General features: G+C 70.3%; 9 protein-coding genes. 6 read left to right on the top strand and 3 right to left on the bottom strand.

All coding sequences use genetic code 11. The features are described from left to right. Positions 1-35: 35 nt before the first annotated feature. From AC06FP_RS16515 to AC06FP_RS16500, 4 genes are all read left to right on the top strand, one after another. Complete coding sequence (locus AC06FP_RS16515) at positions 36-2,357, top strand: beta-N-acetylhexosaminidase (protein ID WP_478076294.1); 2,322 nt, start codon at positions 36-38, stop codon at positions 2,355-2,357. Then, positions 2,357-4,759 carry a glycoside hydrolase family 3 N-terminal domain-containing protein gene (locus AC06FP_RS16510; protein WP_478076293.1) on the top strand — a complete coding sequence of 801 codons (2,403 nt, stop codon included), beginning with the start codon at positions 2,357-2,359 and terminating at the stop codon, positions 4,757-4,759. Before AC06FP_RS16515 ends, AC06FP_RS16510 begins: the two co-directional genes overlap by 1 nt. A 244-nt stretch (positions 4,760-5,003) precedes the next feature. Then, a complete protein-coding gene (locus AC06FP_RS16505) occupies positions 5,004-6,515 on the top strand; it encodes an alpha-L-fucosidase (protein ID WP_478076292.1) in 1,512 nt (503 codons plus the stop codon). Then, positions 6,512-8,371, top strand: coding sequence for a glycoside hydrolase family 35 protein (locus AC06FP_RS16500; protein ID WP_478076291.1), 1,860 nt, complete (start codon positions 6,512-6,514; stop codon positions 8,369-8,371). Before AC06FP_RS16505 ends, AC06FP_RS16500 begins: the two co-directional genes overlap by 4 nt. Positions 8,372-9,319: 948 nt before the next feature. Here AC06FP_RS16500 and AC06FP_RS16495 read toward each other — a convergent pair. Genes AC06FP_RS16495 through AC06FP_RS16485 form a run of 3 tightly spaced genes read right to left on the bottom strand, consistent with a single transcriptional unit; the run spans position 9,320 to position 13,817 of the window. Further along, on the bottom strand, positions 9,320-10,948 hold the full coding sequence (locus AC06FP_RS16495; RefSeq protein ID WP_478076290.1) for a peptide-N4-asparagine amidase: 1,629 nt from the start codon (positions 10,946-10,948) through the stop codon (positions 9,320-9,322). Continuing rightward, entirely contained in the window at positions 10,945-12,402 is a 1,458-nt protein-coding gene (locus AC06FP_RS16490; protein WP_478076289.1) for an alpha-L-fucosidase, read from the bottom strand. Before AC06FP_RS16490 ends, AC06FP_RS16495 begins: the two co-directional genes overlap by 4 nt. Next, positions 12,399-13,817 carry an alpha-L-fucosidase gene (locus AC06FP_RS16485; protein ID WP_478076288.1) on the bottom strand — a complete coding sequence of 473 codons (1,419 nt, stop codon included), beginning with the start codon at positions 13,815-13,817 and terminating at the stop codon, positions 12,399-12,401. The genes AC06FP_RS16490 and AC06FP_RS16485 overlap by 4 nt, the downstream gene beginning before the upstream one ends. A 386-nt stretch (positions 13,818-14,203) precedes the next feature. On the opposite strand from AC06FP_RS16485, the gene AC06FP_RS16480 reads away from it, so the two are divergent. Together AC06FP_RS16480 and AC06FP_RS16475 are read left to right on the top strand one after the other, a co-directional pair. Then, positions 14,204-17,131 carry a TonB-dependent receptor plug domain-containing protein gene (locus AC06FP_RS16480; RefSeq protein ID WP_478076287.1) on the top strand — a complete coding sequence of 976 codons (2,928 nt, stop codon included), beginning with the start codon at positions 14,204-14,206 and terminating at the stop codon, positions 17,129-17,131. Between the two features lie 477 nt (positions 17,132-17,608). Continuing rightward, positions 17,609-19,528, top strand: a complete 1,920-nt coding sequence (locus AC06FP_RS16475; RefSeq protein ID WP_478076286.1) for a M61 family metallopeptidase — start codon at positions 17,609-17,611, stop codon at positions 19,526-19,528. The last annotated feature ends 204 nt before the right edge of the window (positions 19,529-19,732 follow it).

Below are 19,732 nucleotides of genomic sequence, written 5' to 3'. Positions count from 1 at the left end.
GGATGGCGCGGGGTTCGACAGGAATGCGGGAGACGATGCGGGGGGTGGCCGGGCTGGCCCTGGCGCTGCTGCTGGGCGGTTGTGGCGGAAGCGGCGGAGAAGCCGCGCCGGCGGCGCCGGCCGAGGCGTTCGCCGCCGGTGGCCCGCCGCCGCTGATCCCGCAGCCCCTGCGGGTGGAGCCGGCGCAGGGCCGCTTCGTGCTGACCGCCGGGACCCGCGTGGTCGCCGCGCCCGGCGATGCGGCCGCGCGCGATGCGGCGGCACGCTTCGTCGAACTGGTGCGCGAAAGCACCGGTGCCACCCTGCCGCTGGGCGATGCCGCAGCCGCCGGCAGCATCGTCTTCGCGACCGATCCGCAGGCCGGCACCGCCGCCGAAGGCTATGTGCTGGACGTCGGCGACGCCGGCGTCCGCGTGGCCGCCGGCGATGCGGCCGGCCTGTTCTACGGCGGCGTCAGCCTGTGGCAGCTGCTGGGCGCCGCCGAAACGCTGCCGGCGGCCGTGCCGGCGCTGCGCATCGCCGACGCGCCGCGCTTCCGCTGGCGCGGCTTCATGCTCGACTCGGCCCGCCACCTGCAGAGCGTGGAGCAGATCAAGCGCCTGCTGGAGCAGATGGCGCGGCACAAGCTCAACACCTTCCACTGGCACCTCACCGACGACCAGGGCTGGCGGCTGGAGATCCGCCGCTACCCGAAGCTCACCGAAGTCGGCGCCTGGCGCGTACCGGCGGGCAAGGCCGGCGTGGGCGCCGACGGGCAGCCGCTGCGCTACGGCGGCTTCTACACCCAGGCGCAGGCGCGCGAGATCGTCGAGTACGCGCGCCGGCTGCACATCACCGTGGTGCCGGAGATCGAAATGCCCGGCCACGCGCAGGCGGCCATCGCCGCCTATCCCGAGCTGGGCGCCAGCGGCCGGGCGCCGCCGGTGTCGCCGGACTGGGGCGTGCACACCTGGCTGTATGGCGTGGACGACCCGACCTTCGCCTTCCTGGAGAACGTGCTGACCGAGGTGATGGAGATCTTCCCCGGCACCTACCTCCACATCGGCGGCGACGAGGCCGACAAATACCAGTGGCGCAACGCGCCGCAGGTGCAGGCCCGGCGCAGGGCGCTGGGGCTGAAGGACGACATGGCCCTGCAGAGCTGGTTCATCAAGCGCATCGAGCGTTTCCTGGTGGCCCACGACCGGCGCCTGGTCGGCTGGGACGAGATCCTCGAAGGCGGCCTGCCGCCGGAGGCCACGGTCATGTCCTGGCGCGGCATGCAGGGCGCGGTGGACGCGGCGCGGCAGGGCCACGACGTGGTGCTCAGCCCCAGTGACGTCACCTACATCAACCGCATGCAGTCGCTGGCGGCCGACGAACCGCCGGGCCACGACAGCCCAATCCCGTTGGAGAAGATCTACGCCTTCGAGCCGGTGCCGCCGGAACTGGACGCGGCGCAGGCGCGCCACGTGCTCGGCACCCAGGCCAACCTGTGGACCGAGCACGTGCGTACCGGGTCGCGGGTGGAGCACATGGCCTTCCCGCGGCTGTCGGCGCTGGCCGAAGTGGCCTGGTCGCCGCGCGAAGCGCGCGACTGGAACGGTTTCCTGCACCGGCTGGCGCCGCAGATGCGCCGCTTCCAGCGCGCCGGCATCCGCGCCGCCGACAGCGCCTTCGCCGCGCGCATCGAGGCACGGCCACAGGGCGCGCAGGCGCAGGTGACCCTGTCCAGCCAGAGCGGCCTGGGGCAACTGCACTACACCACCGACGGCAGCGCGCCGACCGCGCGGTCGCCGCTGTACACGCAGCCGCTGGCGGTGGCGCTGCCGGCCACGGTCACCGCCAACAGCTTCCTCGACGGCCAGCCGCTGGCCGCGCCGCGCGCGCTGCGCGTGGATGCGCTGGCGCTGCGCACGCGCCTGGCCGAACAGCTGGCGCCGTGCGGCAAGAGCGATTTCGTGCTGCGCCTGGAAGACGACGAACCGCTGGCCGGCGAACGCGCGGTGGTGCCGGTCAACATCGGCGCGCCGTGCTGGACGTGGCCGGCGGCGGCGCTGGACGGCATCGCCGTGCTGCGCGTGCAGGCGCTGGACCTGCCCTACAACTTCCAGTTCGGCGGCGACTCGATGGGCGCCGCCGCGCCACCGCCGGACACCGCGCCGGTACGGCTGGAAGTCCGCGGGGAGGGCTGCGATGGCCCGCTGCTGGGCAGTGCCGGCATCGCCGCGCAGGCGGGCGCGGTCAAACGGATCGACGTGGCCCTGCCCGCCATCGCCGGCAGCCACGACCTGTGCCTGCGCTTCAGCGGCAGCCACCGCCGCGTGCTGTGGGCGATCGACAGCGCGCAGCTGCTGACCCGGCAGGAGGCGCGCTGATGCGCACGACGATCACGATCATGGCGGTGGCGCTGCTGGCGGCGGGCGCGGCGGCGGCCACCGGCCAGCCGCCGGTCGCCTTCGCGCCGACCCCGGCGATCTACCACGACGGCTGGATCGACCTGGACAAGAACGGCCGCAGGGACCTCTACGAAGACAGCACCGCGCCGGTCGACGCGCGCGTCGAGGACCTGCTGGCGCGCATGACGGTGGACGAGAAAACCGCGCAGATGGCCACGCTCTACGGCTATGGCCGGGTGCTTGAAGACCCGCTGCCGACGCGGCGCTGGAAGCAGGCGCTGTGGAAGGACGGCATCGGCAACATCGACGAGATGCACAACGGCTGGGACAAGGGCGGGAAGGCGCCGTACTCCACCGACATCGGCCAGCACACCTGGGCGATGAACGAGGTGCAGCGCTTCTTCATCGAACAGACGCGGCTGGGCATCCCGGTGGATTTCAGCAACGAGGGCATCCGCGGCATCGAGGCCCATCGCGCCACCAGCTTTCCCGCGCAGATCGGCATCGGCCACACCTGGAACAGGGCGCTGGTGCGGCAGATGGGCCGCATCACCGGGCGGGAGGCGCGCGCGCTGGGCTACACCAATGTCTACGCGCCGATCCTGGACGTGGCCCGCGACCAGCGCTGGGGGCGCATGGAGGAGGTCTACGGCGAGGACCCCTACCTGGTCTCGCGGCTGGGTGTGGAAATGGTGAAGGGCCTGCAGCAGGACCACACCGTGGCCGCGACCGCCAAGCACTTCGTGGTCTACAGCGCCAACAAGGGCGCGCGCGAATTCATGGCCCGCACCGATCCGCAGGTGGCGCCGCGCGAGGTCGAGGACGTGCACGTGGCGCCGTTCGCCGCGGCCATCCGCGAGGCCGGCCTGCTCGGCGTGATGAGTTCGTACAACGACTACGACGGCGTGCCGATCAGCGGCAGCCACTACTGGCTCACCGAGCGCCTGCGCGACGAGTTCGGCTTCCGCGGCTACGTGGTGTCCGACAGCGAGGCGGTGGGATACCTGCACAGCAAGCACGCGGTGGCCGCCGACCAGAAGGACGCGGCGCGGCAGGCGGCCGAGGCCGGGCTGAACATCCGCACCAACTTCACCCCGCCGGAGGACTACGTGCTGCCGCTGCGCGCGGCGGTGCGCGACGGCTCGCTGGCGATGCCGGTGCTGGACCAGCGCGTGCGCGAGATCCTGCGGGTCAAGTTCCTGCTCGGCCTGTTCGACCGCCCCTATGTCGAAAGCGCCGACGCCGCGCTGCGCCTGGTGGATTCGCCCGGCCACCGCGCGGTGGCGCTGCAGGCCGCGCGCGAAAGCCTGGTGCTGCTGAAGAACGACGGCGCCGCGCTGCCGCTGCGCAAGGACCTGAAGACCGTCGCGGTGATCGGCCCCAATGCCGACGACGGCCATTACGCGCAGCGCCACTACGGCCCGTCCGGTGGCGACACCATCACCGTGCTCGACGGCATCCGCGCCAGCTTGGGCGAAGGCGCTGACATTCGTTACGCGAAGGGCGTGGAAGCGGCCGGCGCCAACTGGCCGCGCATCGAGATCCTGCCCGAGCCGCTGAGCGCCGCCGAACAGGCGGGCATCGACGCGGCGGTGCGCGCGGCGACCGGCGCCGATGTCGCCATCGTCGTGCTCGGCGACGGCACCAACACCGTGGGCGAGAGCAAGTCGCGCACCAGCCTGGACCTGCCCGGGCGCCAGCTGGAACTGCTGCAGGCCGTGCACGCCACCGGCACGCCGGTGGTGCTGGTGCTGATCAACGGCCGGCCGATCAGCATCAACTGGGCCGACGCGCACGTGCCGGCGATCCTGGAAGCCTGGTTCCCCGGCGACCAGGGCGGCACCGCGGTGGCCGATGCGCTGTTCGGCGACTACAACCCCGGCGGCAAGCTCACCGTCACCTTCCCGCGCAGCGCCGGCCAGCTGCCCTACAACTTCCCGACCAAGCCCAACGCGCAGTCGGAGCTGGAGAAGTCGCGGGTCAACGGCGCGCTGTATTACTTCGGCCATGGCCTGAGCTATACGCGCTTCGCCTACGACAACCTGCGCATCGAACCGCGGCGGGTGGCGGCCGGCGGCAGCGTCACCGTCAGCGTGGACGTGCGCAACAGCGGCGCGCGCGCCGGCGAGGAAGTGGTGCAGCTCTACACCCGCGACCTGGTCGGCTCGGTGACCACCTACGAGAAGAACCTGCGCGGCTTCGAGCGCATCGCCCTGCAGCCGGGGCAGACCCGCACCGTCACCTTCACCCTGGCGCCGGAGGCGCTGGCGCTGTGGAACCGGCAGATGCAGCGCGTGGTCGAGCCGGGCATGTTCCGGGTGATGCTGGGCGGCGGTTCGGAGGACATCCGCCAGCAGGGAGAATTCGAGGTGTTGCCGTGAGCCTGATCGAGCCCCTCTGCCTCCGGGAGAGGGGTTGGAGTGAGGGTCCGGGGCGAAGCCCGCACGATGTCCGATTGGACGAGGCTCCGCCCGAACTCTCATCCGCCTTCGGGGCACCCGCTTCACGGCCCGGCACCGGGCGCCGGGCGTCCAGGCATGTGCGAGCCGGTGGCTCGCGAGCAACACGCCTTCACCCCAGGGGAGAAGGAAATGGCTGGCATCGCTCCATGAGAGGAACGAAACAATGACGACCCTTCCCCCCCACTGGACGCGCCGCGGCTTCCTCGGCGCAGGCACCGCGGCCCTGGCCGGCGCGCTGGCACCGGCGCAGTCCCACGCCGCACCCGCGGCCTGCGCGCCGCCTGGTTCATCGCGGCCGCGCCCCAGCGCCGCGCAGCTGGCCTGGCAGCGCGAAGAACTGTCGATGTTCGTGCACTTTTCCATCAACACCTTCACCGGCCGCGAGTGGGGCGACGGCAGCGAGGACCCGCAGCGGTTCGCGCCGGCCGCGCTGGACGCGCGGCAGTGGGCGCGCACCGCGCGCGAGTGCGGCTTCGCCAGCATGATCCTCACCGCCAAGCACCACGACGGCTTCTGCCTGTGGCCGACGAAGACCACGGCGCATTCGGTGGCCTCCAGCCCCTGGCGCGGCGGCAAGGGCGACCTGGTGCGCGAGTTCACCGACGCCTGCCGCGCCGAAGGCCTGGGTGTGGGCTTCTACCTGTCGCCGTGGGACCGCAACGCGGCGGTCTACGGCGAGGGCCGGGCCTACGACGACTTCTACATCGCACAGCTCACCGAACTGCTGACCGGCTATGGCGCGGTGACCGAACTGTGGTTCGACGGCGCCAACGGCGAAGGCCCCGGCGGCAGACGCCAGCAGTACGACTGGGCGCGCATCCACCGCACCGTGCGCGCGCTGCAGCCGCAGGCGGTGATGTTCTCCGACGCCGGGCCGGACCTGCGCTGGATCGGCAACGAGAGCGGCAGCGCCGGCAGCACCTGCTGGGCCAGCGTCGATCCGGCGCGGGTGCCGCGCCCCGGCGCCGACGATCCGTGGACCGGCGAGGCGCTGCAGCAGGGCGATCCCCACGGCGCGGTGTGGCGCCCCGGCGAAACCGACGTGTCGATCCGCCCGGGCTGGTTCTGGCATGCCGACCAGGACGCGCGGGTGCGCACGCCGCAGAACCTGCTGGGCCTGTACTTCACCTCGGTGGGCCGCAACAGCAAGCTGCTGCTGAACGTGCCGCCGACGGCGCAGGGCCTGTTCCACGACAACGACGTGCGCGCGCTGCGCGGGTTCGCGCAGCTGCGCACGGCGATGCTGGCGCGCGACCTCGCCGCCGGCGCGGCGGCCACCGCCAGCAGCAACGGCGCCAGCGCCGCGCGCGTGACCGACGGCGACCGCGGCAGTTTCTGGATGCCGGCCGCCGGCGCGCGCGACGGCTGGCTGGAACTGGCGCTGCCGGCGGACGCGGCGTTCGACGTGATCCGCCTTGAGGAAGCCATCGCCCACGGCCAGCACGTCAGCAACTACCGCGTCGATGTCTGGCGCGAGGGCTGCTGGCAACCGCTGGCCTGGGGCACGACGATCGGCCACTGCAAGCTCGACCGGGTGCCGCTTACCCGCACGCCGCGCCTGCGCGTGGCGATCGAACACGCCTACGACGTGCCGCGCATCGCCCGCATCGGCCTGCACCGCAGCGCCGGCGGCGACTGGGCGCGCCCGGACCACCACGGGGACACCGACGCATGATCGACCGCCGCCAACTCCTGCACGCCGGCCTGCTCGGCCTGGCCGCGCTGTCGCTGCCGGCCCTGGCCGCGCCGCCCGGCCGCGGCGGCACCGCCGCCTTCGGCTGGCAGGGCGAGCGCTTCCTGCTGCACGGCAAGCCCTTCGTGATCCGCGGCGGCGAGATGCATATCGGCCGCGTCCCGCGCCAGCACTGGCGCGCGCGCCTGCGCATGCTCAAGGCCATGGGCCTGAACACGGTCGGCACCTACCTGTTCTGGAACCTGCACGAGCCGCGCCCCGGCTGCTTCGACTTCGAGGGCCAGAACGACATCGCCGCGTTCGTGCGCATCGCCCAGGAAGAGGGCGTGTGGGTGATCCTGCGCCCCGGTCCCTACGCCTGCGCCGAATGGGAATTCGGCGGCTTCCCGGCATGGCTGCTGAAGACCCCGGACCTGCGCGTGCGCACGAACGACCCGCGTTTCGTTGCCGCCGCCACCGGCTACCTGAAGGCGGTCGGCGAACAACTGGCGCCGCTGCAGATCCATCGCGGCGGGCCCATCCTGATGACCCAGGTGGAGAACGAATACGGCTCCTTCGGCAGCGACCACGGCTACATGGCCAGCATCCGCGACGCGCTGCGCGCGGCCGGCTTCGACGGCCTGCTGTACACCGCCGACGGCCCCACCGAGCGCATGCTCGGCGGCGGCACCCTGCCCGACGTGCTGGCGATGGTGAACTTCGGCGACGATGCCGCCGGCAGCTTCGCGGCCTTCGCCCGGCACCGCCAGGGCGTGCCGCGCATGGCCGGCGAGTTCTACCCGGGCTGGTTCGACCACTGGGGCGACCGGCACCACACCGCCGCCGACCCGGCGCTGGTCGCGCGCAACCTGCAGTGGATGCTGGAGCGCGACATCTCCTTCAGCCTGTACATGTTCCATGGCGGCACCACCTTCGGCTTCATGAACGGCGCCAACGACAGCGCCACCGAGCCGTACCAGCCGGACACCAGCAGCTACGACTACGGCGCGCCGCTGGACGAGGCCGGGCGCCCGACGCCGGCGTTCCATGCGCTGCGCGCGCTGATCGGCCGCCACCTGCCGGCCGGCGAAACCCTGCCGGCGGTGCCGCCGTCGCCGCCGATGATCGCCATCGCGCCGGTGACGCTGGACCAATCGGCGCCGCTGCGGTCGTTGCTGGGCGAACCGGTGCGCGCGGTGCGCCCGCTGGCGATGGAGGAACTGGACCAGGCCTATGGCTTCGTCTGGTACCGCGCGCGGCTGCCCGCCGCCGGCAAGGGCGCGCTGCAGGTGGGCGACGTGCGCGACATGGCGCTGCTGTACCAGGACGGCCGCCGCCTCGGCACGCTGGACCGCCGCCGCGGCGACACCTCGGTGGAGCTGGAAGTGCAGGCCGGCGTGCCGCTGGACCTGCTGGTGGAGAACCTGGGCCGCATCAACTACGGCCCGCGCATGGTCGACGAGCGCAAGGGCCTGCTAGGCCCGGTGCGCTTCGCCGGCAAGCCGGTGCTGGACTGGGACATGCACCCGCTGCCGCTGGACGATCTGTCGGCGCTGCGGTTCACCGCCGGCGCGCAGGCCGCGCCGGCCTTCCATCGCGGCCGCTTCGTGCTGGACGCGCTGGGCGACAGTTTCATCGACATGCGCGGCTGGGGCCGCGGGCATGTGTGGATCAATGGCCATCACCTGGGCCGGTATTGGCGCATCGGGCCGCAGCAGACGCTGCTGGTGCCGGCGCAGTGGCTGCGGCGCGGGGAGAACGAGGTGGTGGTGCTGGAGCTGGAGAGCGATGCGCCACCGTTGCGGGTGCAGGGGCGGGTGGATCCGGTATTCGAGACGCCGGGCGCGGCGCAAGGCTGATCCGCAGCCGCTGTTGCTGCCGTTGCCGTTGCCGCTGCTGTTGTCCCTGCTGTTGCCGTGACTTTGTTTTTGCTTCTGGGCTTTTGATTTCCGGGTCCCCTTCCGTAGCGACGGAGCCGGCGGGAAAAACCCGAAGGGCGACGCGCATGGACGCGCGTCGTTTTTCGACGAGACATGGATGTCTCGTCGAAAAATCCCGCCGGCGGAGTGGACCCACGGCACGCAGTGCCGTGGGCGCGGAGGCAGGGGCGTGCTTTCTCTTGGTTACTTCTCTTTGCACGAGCAAAGAGAAGTAACTCGCGCCCCGAAGGGGAGCGAAAGCCTTTGATCCTGCTTCCGCCCTTGCTCTGGCTCCCCTTGGGGGCCTGTGCCAAAAGCGATGGTCAAAGGGCCAGTCCAGAGATCAAGGCAGAGGCCGAGGCAGGAGGGGACCAAGGTAGAAGTATCGGTAGAGACAAAGCATGAAAGCGGAAGCTTGAAAGCAGAGCTTTCGCCCCTGCTTCGCAGGCGCGAGCCACCTTTCTTTGCTCGTGCAAAGAAACGTGGCCCAAAGAAAGCACGCCCTGCCTACGCGCCCTCCGTGCCTGCGGCACTCCGGGTCCACTCCGCCGCCGGGATTTTTCGACACGACCCAGCTGCGATGCAGCTGGGGCCGGGGCAGTCGCCTTACGGCGCCAGCCCGCTCACCGGAGCGAAGCAGTGCTTCGCCTCTTTCCGGTTCGCCCCTGTCGTGTCGAAAAACGACGTGCATCCGTGCACGTCGCCCCTGCGGGGTCTTGTCCGTCGGCTCCGTCGCTGCGGAAGGGAACCCGGAGATCAAAAGCGGAGGGCAACGGCAAAATCACGGGCAACCGCAACCGCAACCGCAACCGCAACCGCAACCGCAACCGCAACCGCAACCGCAGAGCAGGAGCAAGCGGAGCTCGCTCCGCTTTTACGGACGGGGCGTCACGGCGAGGCCTTGCAGCCGCTCTCGTCCTCGACGAAATGACCATTGACGCTGGCGATGCTGCGCTGCTGGCAACCGCTCCCGTCCTCGTGCCGCCACACCTGCCGCGTGCGCGCCGTCGCGTTGCGCTGCTCGCGCGGCACGCCGCTGGTGTACGACGCCGTGCCGACGAAACGGTCGCGCGTCAGCGAACTGCGGGTACCCCCGGCCGAAGCCTCGCTCCGCCTCGTGTCGTCGTGGATGTCCAGCGTGGTGGTCAGGCGCGGCTTGCCGTCCACCTTGGCGGTGACCAGCGCGCCGTCCAGGCCGAAGCGCTGGTCCAGCGTCTCGGTGCTGGCCTCGCCGCGCTCCGGGGTGCGGGTGAGGGTCTGCAGGTCGCGCCACTCGGCCAGCAGGTGGTCGTCGCCGTCCTCGTCCTGGGTCCAGCGGTGGTGCAGGTCGCCTTCCAGCGAACGCTCCACCGTGGTCTGCACGGTGCCGCGCGAGCCCTTCACCTCGCCACGCGCGATGAAGCGGCGCTGCCAGCGGTGCAGCATGCGCTGCTGCTGCGGGTCGGCCGCGTCCAGGTCGCCGTCGTGCGCGACTTCGCCCAGCTCGGCCTGCAGCAGCCGGGCCTGCACGCGCCGGCCGGCGGGGTCGCGCCAGACCTGCACGTTGGGCATCAGCTTCCAGCCCTCGCGGCCGGGCTCCAGGCCGAGCACGCGGAAGCGGATCTCGTGCGGCCGGCCGTCGTTGAGCAGGCCGATGAAGGGCGTCAGCTCGTAGCGGATCGGGGCGATATCGAAGGTGCGCGGCGCGGGAATCACATACCACAGGAACGGGTTGGACCAGCCGCCGGTATAGATGTGCGGGTAGGGCGCGGCGATGCCGGCGACGCGGCCGTCCACCAGCACCTGCACTTCGCGGTACGGCCCCTGGCGGGCATGGCACCAGTAGCCGTCGGCGGTGGTGGCGAAGTACCAGAACTCCTCGCAGCCGCCGCCCGAGCCGGTGGCGTAGACCTCGGCCAGCAGGCGTTCGGTGTCGGGGGCCAGGGTGAGGCTGCCGGCGGTGTCCTGGCCGTCCTCGTGCAGCGCCTCCAGCGCCAGCACCTGGTCGGCGCTGGCCAGCGGCGGGTGGGCGGCATCGACGGGGTGGAAGCGCAGCTGCAGGCGCATGTCGAACACGCCGGTATAGGTCTCGTTGACCACGTTGCCGATGTGCAGCTCCACCGGCTGCGGCGTGGCCAGCAGCGGCGCGTAGGCGCTCACATCCTTCTCCACGTGCCAGGCGATGCCGTCGCGCGAGGGCTCGGGCGTGCTGGTGCGGAACACCGTCACCCCGCCGATGGCGACGTGGCCGATGCGGTCGTACTGGCGCCCCTTCACCTCGCCGTCGATGCGCAGCACCACCCGGCTCCACGGGCCGGGGCAGGCGCGCGCCGCATCGAGCATGGCGCGCGCCGGCTCGAAGCTGGTGAAGCCGTGGCGCAGTACCTCCACCGTGCAGGGCGGCGGGCCGGCGGGCGCCGGCGCCGGATAGGCGGTGCGCGGGTCGTCGTGGTCGTTGCCGAACTGCGTGGGCGGGGTGGCGGCCAGCGCGGGCAGGGCCAGGGCCAGCAGCAGGCAGGCATGCGCGGCCCGGGTCATGGCATGGCCTCCGTCGCGCCCGGCAGGCGCACCGTCCAGGCGGCGGCATGGGCGCTGGCCCGGCGCACGGCGGCGGGAATCTCGATCACGGTATGGTCTCCCTCGCGGCGCCAGGGTAGGGCCGCGTCAGTGCCCAGCACCGCCAGCCGCGCGCCTTCGCGCGGTGCCGGGCCGGGGATGTGCAGGCGTGCCGGCAGGCGCGTTTCGTCCGCGTCCGGCAGGTAGATGGCGTAGACGTCACCGTTCTTCAGGCGGGTGTAGCGGAACTTGCCGGCGCGGTAGGGCGCCACCGCGCGGCTGGCGTAGATCGCCTCGCCGTTGACGTCCATCCACGCGCCGATCTGGCGCAGCCGCCGCACCCCCTCGGCCGGCAGCTGGCCGTCGGGCTGCGGGCCGACGTTGAGCAGGTAGTTGCCGCCCTTGGCGACCACGTCCACCAGCATCTGCACCACGCTGCGTGCGGACTTGTAGTTGTCGCCGGGCACGTAGCTCCACGAGTCGCCCAGGGTCATGCAGGTTTCCCAGGGATAGGGCAGCGGCAGCTCGGGGATCTTCTGCTCCGGTGTGCGGTAGTTCTCGTAGCGGCCGCCGACCGCGCGGTCCACCACGATCAGGCCCGGCTGGTTGCGCCGCGCCATCGCCGCCATGCCCGGCATGTCGATGTCCTGCGGCCACGGCACGCCGGCGGTGCCGTTGGCGATGTCGCCCAGGGTGTCGCCGGGGTGCACCCAGCCGCCGTCCAGCCACAGGATGTCGATGCGGCCGTAGTCGCGGGTCAGCTCGTCGACCTGGGCGTGGGTGTAGTCGACGAAACGCTGCCACCGCTCCGGATACTTGCGGGTGTCGTAGTTGACGTGGCGGTTGGGCGTGGCGAAGCGCCGCCACCAGTAGTCGTCGCTGTGCCAGTCCGGTTTGGAGAAATAGGCGCCGATGCCGAAGCCGGCGTCGCGGAAGCTGTCGAACACCTGCCGGCTGATGTTGGCGCGCGGGTCGGCGTGGAACGGCACGTTGGGCGCGGTGATGCGGTAATCGCTCTGCCTGGTGTCGAACATGGCGAAGCCGTCGTGGTGCTTGGTGGTGAACACCACGTACTTCGTGCCCGCCTCGCGGGCCACCTGCGCCCACGCGGCCGGGTCGAACTTCACCGGGTTGAAGGTGTCGGGCAGGTGTTCGTACTGCTTCACGTAATCGCTGTAGGCCACGCCGTCCGGGCGCCGGCACCAGTCCACGTCCTCGGCGCAGATCGACCAGGATTCGACGACGCCCCACTGGCTGTAAGGACCCCAGTGCAGCATGAAACCGAACTTCCAGTCCTGCCATTGCGCCAGCCGGCGCAGCACCAGCGGATCGGTTTCGGGCACGTAGTCGCCCGGGCTGTCGGCGCGGGCGCTGAACGCGGCGGGGAGGGCGAGCGCGCCGAGCAGCGCCAGCGCCAGGAAACGATGCGGTTTCATCCGTTGCTCTCGATGGGGCGCGATTCCTCGCGGTACAGCTGCACCGGCGCGTCCAGCTCCAGCGCCACCACGGTGATGTCGCTGTCGAAGGCGTCCTGCGGCAGGGTCAGGAACAGCAGGCCGGGCTGCCTGGCCCAGTCGTACTTGCCCAGCACCCGCGCCTGCACCGGCTGGCCGGCGCCGACCACGCGCGCGCGCAGCACCCTGCTGTCCAGGCCCTTGATCAGCACGTCGCCGTTGGGGCGGCCGTCGAGGAACAGGTACAGCGTCCTGCCGTCCTTGGAGAGCGTGCTGGGGCCGGCGAAATGGTCCGGGCCGATGCCGGCGGTGGTGCCGTAGATCGCCTCGGCGTGCTTGCCGGTCCAGCGCCCCAGCTTCTCCAGGATCTCGACCTGGCGCGGGTCGATGCTGCCGTCGGCCTTGGGCCCGATGTCGAGCAGCAGGTTGCCGCCCATGCCGATGGTCTGGGCGAAGATCTGGATGATCTGGTTCGGGCTCTTGTACTCCTCGTCGCGCGGCTGGTAGCCCCACGAGCGGTTCATGGTCAGGCACAGCTCCCAGTGGCTCTGCGCGGGCCTGAGTATCGGCAGGCCGAGTTCCGGCGTGGCGTAGTCGCCGTATTCGTTCAGGCGCGAATTGATGACCAGGCCGGGGTTGCGCGCGAGCATGTCGGCGCGCAGCTTCGCCGACTGCCACTGCCCGGCGTCGTGTTCCCAGTCGCCATCGAACCAGACCAGGTCCGGGCGGTAGCGCCGCTGCAGGTCGGCGATCTGCCCCTGGTAGTAGTGCAGGAAACGCTGCCAGCGCTGCGGTTCGCGCGCGGGGTCGTAGCGTTTTTCCTTGCGCGTGAACACGTCGTAGTCCGGGTACGACCAGTCCGGCAGCGAGTAGTACAGGCCGACCTTCAGGCCGTCGGCACGCAGCGCGTCGACGAACGGGCCGACCAGGTCGCGCCGGGCGGGGGTGTCGCGCACCACGTTGATGCCCTGCGCCGAATCCCACAGCGCCACGCCGTCGTGGTGGCGGGTAGTGAGCACCGCGTAGCGCGCACCGCTGCGCCGGACCAGGTCGGCCCAGCCCTGCGGGTCGTAGGCGCTGGCGGTGAAGCCGCGCAGCTGTTTCATGTAGTCGGCGTGGGAGATCCTGCCGTTGAAGAACGACCAGGACTCGTCGATGCCGTCCACCGCGTAGATGCCCCAGTGGATGAAGATGCCCAGCTTGGCGTCGGCGAACCATTGCAGGCGCTGCGTGCGCTGGGCGGCGGTTTCGCCGTGCAGGTCGGCGGGGGCAGTGGCGGGGGCGTCGGCCGCGGCCGGCGGCGCATCGGCAGCCGGGGCGGCCAGCGCGGGCCGGGGGGCGCCGGTGGCGACCAGCAGGGCCAGCAGCAGCGGGAAAGGGGTCGGGCGGAGACGCATCAGGCTGAAGTCCGGATTAATGGCTGGACCAATCCTAGCGGCATTGCGCCCACCTGCAAGTGCGCCCGTTGCCGTGTTTCCGGCCATCGGCCGCTGCCGATAGCTGTAAACGGCCCTTTTCCAGGGCCCGTAACCTGACTGCGACAGGGATTTCCAGACGCGATCCTGTAAGCGTTTCCAGCGTGATTCGCGACTTGAATCGGTTTAAATGGTGATTCGCATCACATTTTTACAGTGGTGTTGCGATTATGTTGGCGCCATGCACCTGCTCAGGGGGCTAGGTGCGTTCCAACAGGTTGGACCTTTGAACCGATTTATTCTTCCCGGGAGGGGGATTAGTGATGATTCGTTCCTGCACACACCACCGCACCGCGCTGGCAGCCGCCTTGGCTCTGGCACTGGGTGCTCCGTTCGTCGCCACCGCGCAGGACGCGCCGCCCCAGGAAAAGGACGGCAACAAGACCCAGGCCAAGCAGCTCGACGCGGTCACCGTGACCGGTTCGCGCATCGCCCGTTCCTCGGTCGAAGGCCCGGCACCGGTGACGGTCATCACCGCCGAGCAGATGAAGAAGGAAGGCTTCGCCACCGTCTATGACGCGCTGCTGACCATCACCGAAGCCATCGGTTCGGTGCAGAACGACTACGACTGGGGCCAGAGCTCGGTCAACGCCAGCCCGCTGAACCTGCGCAACCTCGGCCCCGGCCGCAGCCTGCTGCTGATCAACGGCCACCGCGTCGCCGACTACCCGATGCCCTACCAGGGCAAGAGCAACTTCGCCAACTTCAACAACATCCCGACCGGCATCGTCGAGCGCATCGAAGTGCTGACCGGTTCGGCGTCGGCCATCTACGGTTCGGACGCGATGGGCGGCGTGGTCAACGTCATCCTCAAGGACAACATGGAAGGCCACACCGCGCGCGTCCGCTACGGCGAGGCCACCCGCGGCGGCCGCGAGAACACCGACATCGTGCTGTCCGGCGGTTTCAGCGGCGACCGCTGGAGCCTGGTCTACAACCTGCAGCACTTCGACCGCGGCGAGCTGCTGGCCGGCGAGCGCCCGTTCATGGACGCCGAGGACGACAAGGACTACATCACCTGGAATCCGGTCGAACGGCACTACGGCATCGGCAAGGCCACGCCCTACCCGGGCCTGCGCCTGCGCGAACCGGGCACCATCGACAACCTGCCGGGCGTGGGCAGCGTCACCCGCCTGATCGCGCCGCCGGAAGGCGCGTGCGACCAGTACGGCGATCTCTACTACAAGTTCACCTACCGCGGTTACGACCGCAACACCGGCGCCGAATCGACCGGCGGCACCATGTGCGCCCAGCGCGTGTTCAAGAACTGGGCGCTGCGCACCGGCAGCGAGGACAACTCCGGCTACCTGCACGGCACCTTCGATTTCAGCGATGACACCCAGGGCTGGGCCAGCCTGGGCGTGTGGGATTCGACCGGCCGCTTCAACAGCTTCCTGGACGGCTTCTCCAGCCCGAACTACTGGGATCCGCGCGCCAACAACGGTGCCGGCGCGCCGCGCAACTTCCTGAAGTTCCTGGCGCCGGAGGAAATGGGCAACCACGACGCCATCCTGACCCTGTCCAAGGAGCGCGCCATCGATTTCAGCGCCGGCGTGACCGGCCGCATCGGCGACCGCTTCGACTGGGAGGCGATGGTGGGCCGCGCCACCTACGAGGTGCGGGAGAACTTCCCCACCTACAACCAGGGCAAGATGTTCGACTTCTTCATGGGCGCGCAGCAGGGCACCGCCACCAACGGCATGCCGATCTACACGCCCGACTACGACAAGCTGTGGAACCCGCTGTCGCCCAGCGAGACTTCGGCTTTCCTCGGCCGCGGCAACAAGAAGGCACGCTCCTGGTTGAACCAGGCCAGCTTCACCCTCAGCGGCGACCTGTTCGAGGGCTGGGCCGGCCCGATCGGCTTCGCCGGCGTCGTCGAAGCGGCGCGCCAGGGCTACAAGCTGACGCCCGACCCCAAGACCCTGGATCCGGACGATCCGGATGCCTGGTACACCCCGTTCGGCAACATCGAACAGGGCGGCGGCAGCCGCAACCGCTATGCCGCCGGCGTCGAGTTCAGCGTGCCGCTGATGGACACGCTGACCGCCAACATCGCCGGCCGCTACGACAAGTACGACGCGGTGCGCAGCGGCGCGGCGACCACCTACCAGCTGGGCCTGGAATGGCGCCCGCTGGATACCCTGCTGGTCCGCGGCAGCTACGGCACCGCCTTCCGCGCCCCCGACATGCACTACGTGTATGCGCTGCCCAGCTCCGGCGTTTCCGACTTCACCGACTACCTGGCCTGCGCCGACAACGGCGGTGGCGGCGGCTATGGCTGCCCGTGGGACGGCCGCAACAACGTGCCGTTCAAGATCGAGGACGCGCGCGTCAACCGCGGCGGCACGCCGGACCTGAAGTACGAAGAGGGCAAGTCGTACACCGTCGGCTTCGTCTGGGATGCCTTCAGCAACTTCTCGCTGTCGGCGGACTACTGGGACATCAGGATCGACAACCTGATCGACGACATCGGCGCCGACGACCTGCTCAAGGCCGAGGCCTACTGCAGCCGCAACGGCTTCACCCCGGACGGCGCGCCGCTGGCCTCCCCGCCGTCGGCGCAGTGGTGCTCGGAGGTGGCCAGCCGCATCCACCGCACGCCGGGCGTGGCGGGCAGCGTGGCCGGCTCGGTCACCATCGACATCAACCCGATCAACCGCGCCGAAACCCAGGTGGCCGGCGTCGACCTCAATGCCCGCTACCGCCTGCCCGACACGGCGATCGGCAGCTGGAGCTTCAACCTCGGCTACACCAACATGCTGACCTACAAGCAGCGTGGCCTGTCCACCGAGCCGCTGGTCAACACCCGCAAGGAACAGAACCCGCGCACCAAGATCACCGCCACCGCGAACTGGGTGTGGGAGAAGTGGAACGCCACGCTGATGATGTACCAGAAGTCCGGCGGCCGCGAGAACGGCTGGGGCGGCTGCGAACCGCTGGCCGATGGCTACACCGCGCTGACCTATGTGGACGACAGCACCTGCCGCGACGAAGATCCGACCAGCATCACCTATGGCCAGACCTCCAAGCGCCACTACGGTCGCCGCGAGCCGCGCCGCTATTTCAACGGCAGCGTCGGCTACCAGATCACCGACGCCTGGAAGGTGAACCTGTACGTGTCCAACATCTTCAACAAGATCTACCGCGACCGCTGGCATGGCGATTTCGCCTACAGCGTGGACGATCCGGTCGGCCGCGAAGTGGCCGCGGAGGTCATCTACAGGTTCAAGTAAGTCCACGCTCCAGCGGAACGTCCGTGGCCCGGCGCACGTCGGGCCACGCCTCCGGCCATCGTGGGCGCGGGGCCGGCGGCGGATTCACGCGGACGCCATCCAACCCTCCTTTTCCCGTCTGTCTCTCCCCCTCGCAAGAGGCCGCAGCATGGGATGTGTGGTCCGGCTCCGGCCGGACCTTTTTTGTTGCCGCCGTCCCTGGCGGCAATCCTCCATGCAGACCGGAAACCCGCAGGACCGACGCACTGCTCCTGCTTCCTGCCGCCCGCCGCGGCGGGAAGCGCCGGGGCTTCGATGGCGGGCTGTTCGCCCTTTGCTGTCGCGCTCCGTGCGGCAAGCCTGCGGACCAGCCGCGGGCGAGGTCGCAAAGTGCTCCCCCTCCGCTGTCCACGCCCGTCGATGCATGCCTAACGGCCCGTGCGGCGGCGGCCCGATCCGGCGATCATCCGTCGATCCGAAACGACGAGAGGTCTGCCGATGCATGTAATCCGCCCCGCCATGCTGGGCCTGGCGCTGATGGCCGCCATGGGCCTGGCGCATGCCGCCCCCGACGTGCCGAACACCGATGCGCGCGGCGTCGCCATCAGCGAAGCGGCCTACCCGGGCACCATCGTGCTGGACGTGGATGCCACCGACCTGGGCCAGCGCGTGTTCAAGATCCGCCAGAGCGTGCCGGTGCGGCCCGGCCTGCAGCGCTTCCACTACCCGGCGTGGCTGCCGGGCAACCATGCCGCCAGCGGCGCGATCGAGAAGCTGGCCGGCCTGGTCATCACCGGCAACGGCCAGCGGCTGGAATGGACGCGCGACCCGCTCGACGTCTTCACCTTCAACGTGCAGGTGCCCGAAGGCGTGAGCGAACTGCGCATGGACTACCAGTTCCTCAGCCCCACCGACGCCTCGCAGGGGCGTGCGGTGATGACCCCGAACATGCTCAACCTGCAGTGGATCGCGATGGTGCTGTACCCGGCCGGCCATGCCGCGCACGCCATCACCTACCGCGCCAGCGCCCGCTACCCTCAGGGCTGGGAAGCGGCCAGCGCGCTGGAAGTGGAGCGCCGCGACGGCGACACCGTGCACTACGCGCCGACCAACCTGGAAATCCTGGTCGATTCGCCGGTGTTCGCCGGCCGCTACCACCGCACCTTCGACCTGGCGCCGGCCGGCACCCGCCCGGTGCGCCTGAACGTGTTCGCCGACCGCGCCAAGGACCTGGAGGCCAAGCCCGAGCACATCGAGCAGCACCGCGCGCTGGTCACCCAGGCGCGCAGGCTGTACGGCGCCGAGCACTACAACCACTACGACTTCCTGTTCGCGGTGACCAGCCAGCTCGGCGGCATCGGCCTGGAGCACCAGCGTTCCAGCGAGAACAGCGAGGACCGCGACTATTTCAGCGGCTGGGACGCCAAGGTCGGCAGCAGCGACCTGCTCGGCCACGAGTACACCCATTCGTGGGACGGCAAGTACCGGCGCCCGGCCGACCTGGCCACGCTGCACTACAACGTGCCGATGCAGGGCAGCCTGCTGTGGGTCTATGAAGGGCAGACCCAGTACTGGGGCAACGTGCTGACCGCGCGCTCCGGCATCCGTCCGATGGAGGCCTCGCGCGACGCGCTGGCGCTGGTCGCGGCCACCTATGCCGACAACCGCCCGGGCCTGGAATGGCGCTCGCTGGGCGACACCACCAACGACCCGGTGATCGCGCGCCGCAAGCCCAAGCCCTACCGCGGCTACCAGATGAGCGAGGACTACTACCAGGGCGGGCAGATGCTGTGGCTGGAGGCGGACGTGCGCATCCGCAGTCTCAGCAAGGGCCGGCGCAGCCTGGACGATTTCGCCCGCGCCTTCTTCGGAAAGAACGACGGGCAGTGGGAACGGCCCGACACCTATACCTTCGAGGACGTCGCCGCGACCCTGGAACAGGTGCAGCCCACCGGCGACTGGGCGCAGTTCCTGCGCGACCGCGTCGAGCACCGCGCCCCGCTGACCGGCGGCATCGAGGCCTCCGGCTGGAAGCTGGTCTATACCGACAAGCCCAGCGCCTACTACAAGGCGATGATGAAGGGCCGCGGCGCCAGCTTCATCTACTCGCTGGGCATGTCGCTGGACGGCAGCGGCCGCATCGGCGAAGTGCGCTGGGACAGCCCCGCCTTCAACGCCGGCTTCGGCAGCGGCATGCAGGTGCTGGCGGTCAACGACCTGCAGTACAGCGCCGACGAACTGGAGGAAGCGGTGCGCGCGGCCAGGAACGGCAGGCAGCCGATCCGCCTGCTGGTCAAGGACATGGACGTGTACCGCACGCTCAGCATCGACTACCACGGCGGCCTGCGCTACCCGTCGCTGCAGCGCATCGAAGGCACCACCGACTACCTGACGCCGATCTTCAGCGCGCGCAGGTAACCCTGTGTTACCCGTAGGAGCGGCTTCAGCCGCGATGGGGCTTTGCCGGTAGAGCCCCTCGCGGCTGAAGCCGCTCCTACGAAGGTGGCAGGGGCCTGCGGGTACGCGGGATGTGTCCGGGCATCGTGTCTGCTCCCCGCTCTTGCCGCAGGACGACGAGCTGCAAGGAAAACCCGTAGGAGCGGCTTCAGCCGCGAAAGGGGC

It is taken from the genome of Stenotrophomonas sp. Steno-Z2 (assembly GCF_056393235.1).
Note: the sequence above shows the minus strand (reverse complement) of the source record. Positions and strands in the feature narration are given on the sequence as shown.

Coding starts and splice junctions, on each gene's coding strand:
- AC06FP_RS16500 (WP_478076291.1), top strand. CDS start 6,512: ATGATCGACCGCCGCCAACTCCTGCACGCCGGCCTGCTCGGCCTGGCC.
- AC06FP_RS16485 (WP_478076288.1), bottom strand. CDS start 13,817: ATGCGTCTCCGCCCGACCCCTTTCCCGCTGCTGCTGGCCCTGCTGGTC.
- AC06FP_RS16510 (WP_478076293.1), top strand. CDS start 2,357: ATGCGCACGACGATCACGATCATGGCGGTGGCGCTGCTGGCGGCGGGC.
- AC06FP_RS16495 (WP_478076290.1), bottom strand. CDS start 10,948: ATGACCCGGGCCGCGCATGCCTGCCTGCTGCTGGCCCTGGCCCTGCCC.
- AC06FP_RS16475 (WP_478076286.1), top strand. CDS start 17,609: ATGCATGTAATCCGCCCCGCCATGCTGGGCCTGGCGCTGATGGCCGCC.
- AC06FP_RS16490 (WP_478076289.1), bottom strand. CDS start 12,402: ATGAAACCGCATCGTTTCCTGGCGCTGGCGCTGCTCGGCGCGCTCGCC.
- AC06FP_RS16515 (WP_478076294.1), top strand. CDS start 36: ATGCGGGGGGTGGCCGGGCTGGCCCTGGCGCTGCTGCTGGGCGGTTGT.
- AC06FP_RS16505 (WP_478076292.1), top strand. CDS start 5,004: ATGACGACCCTTCCCCCCCACTGGACGCGCCGCGGCTTCCTCGGCGCA.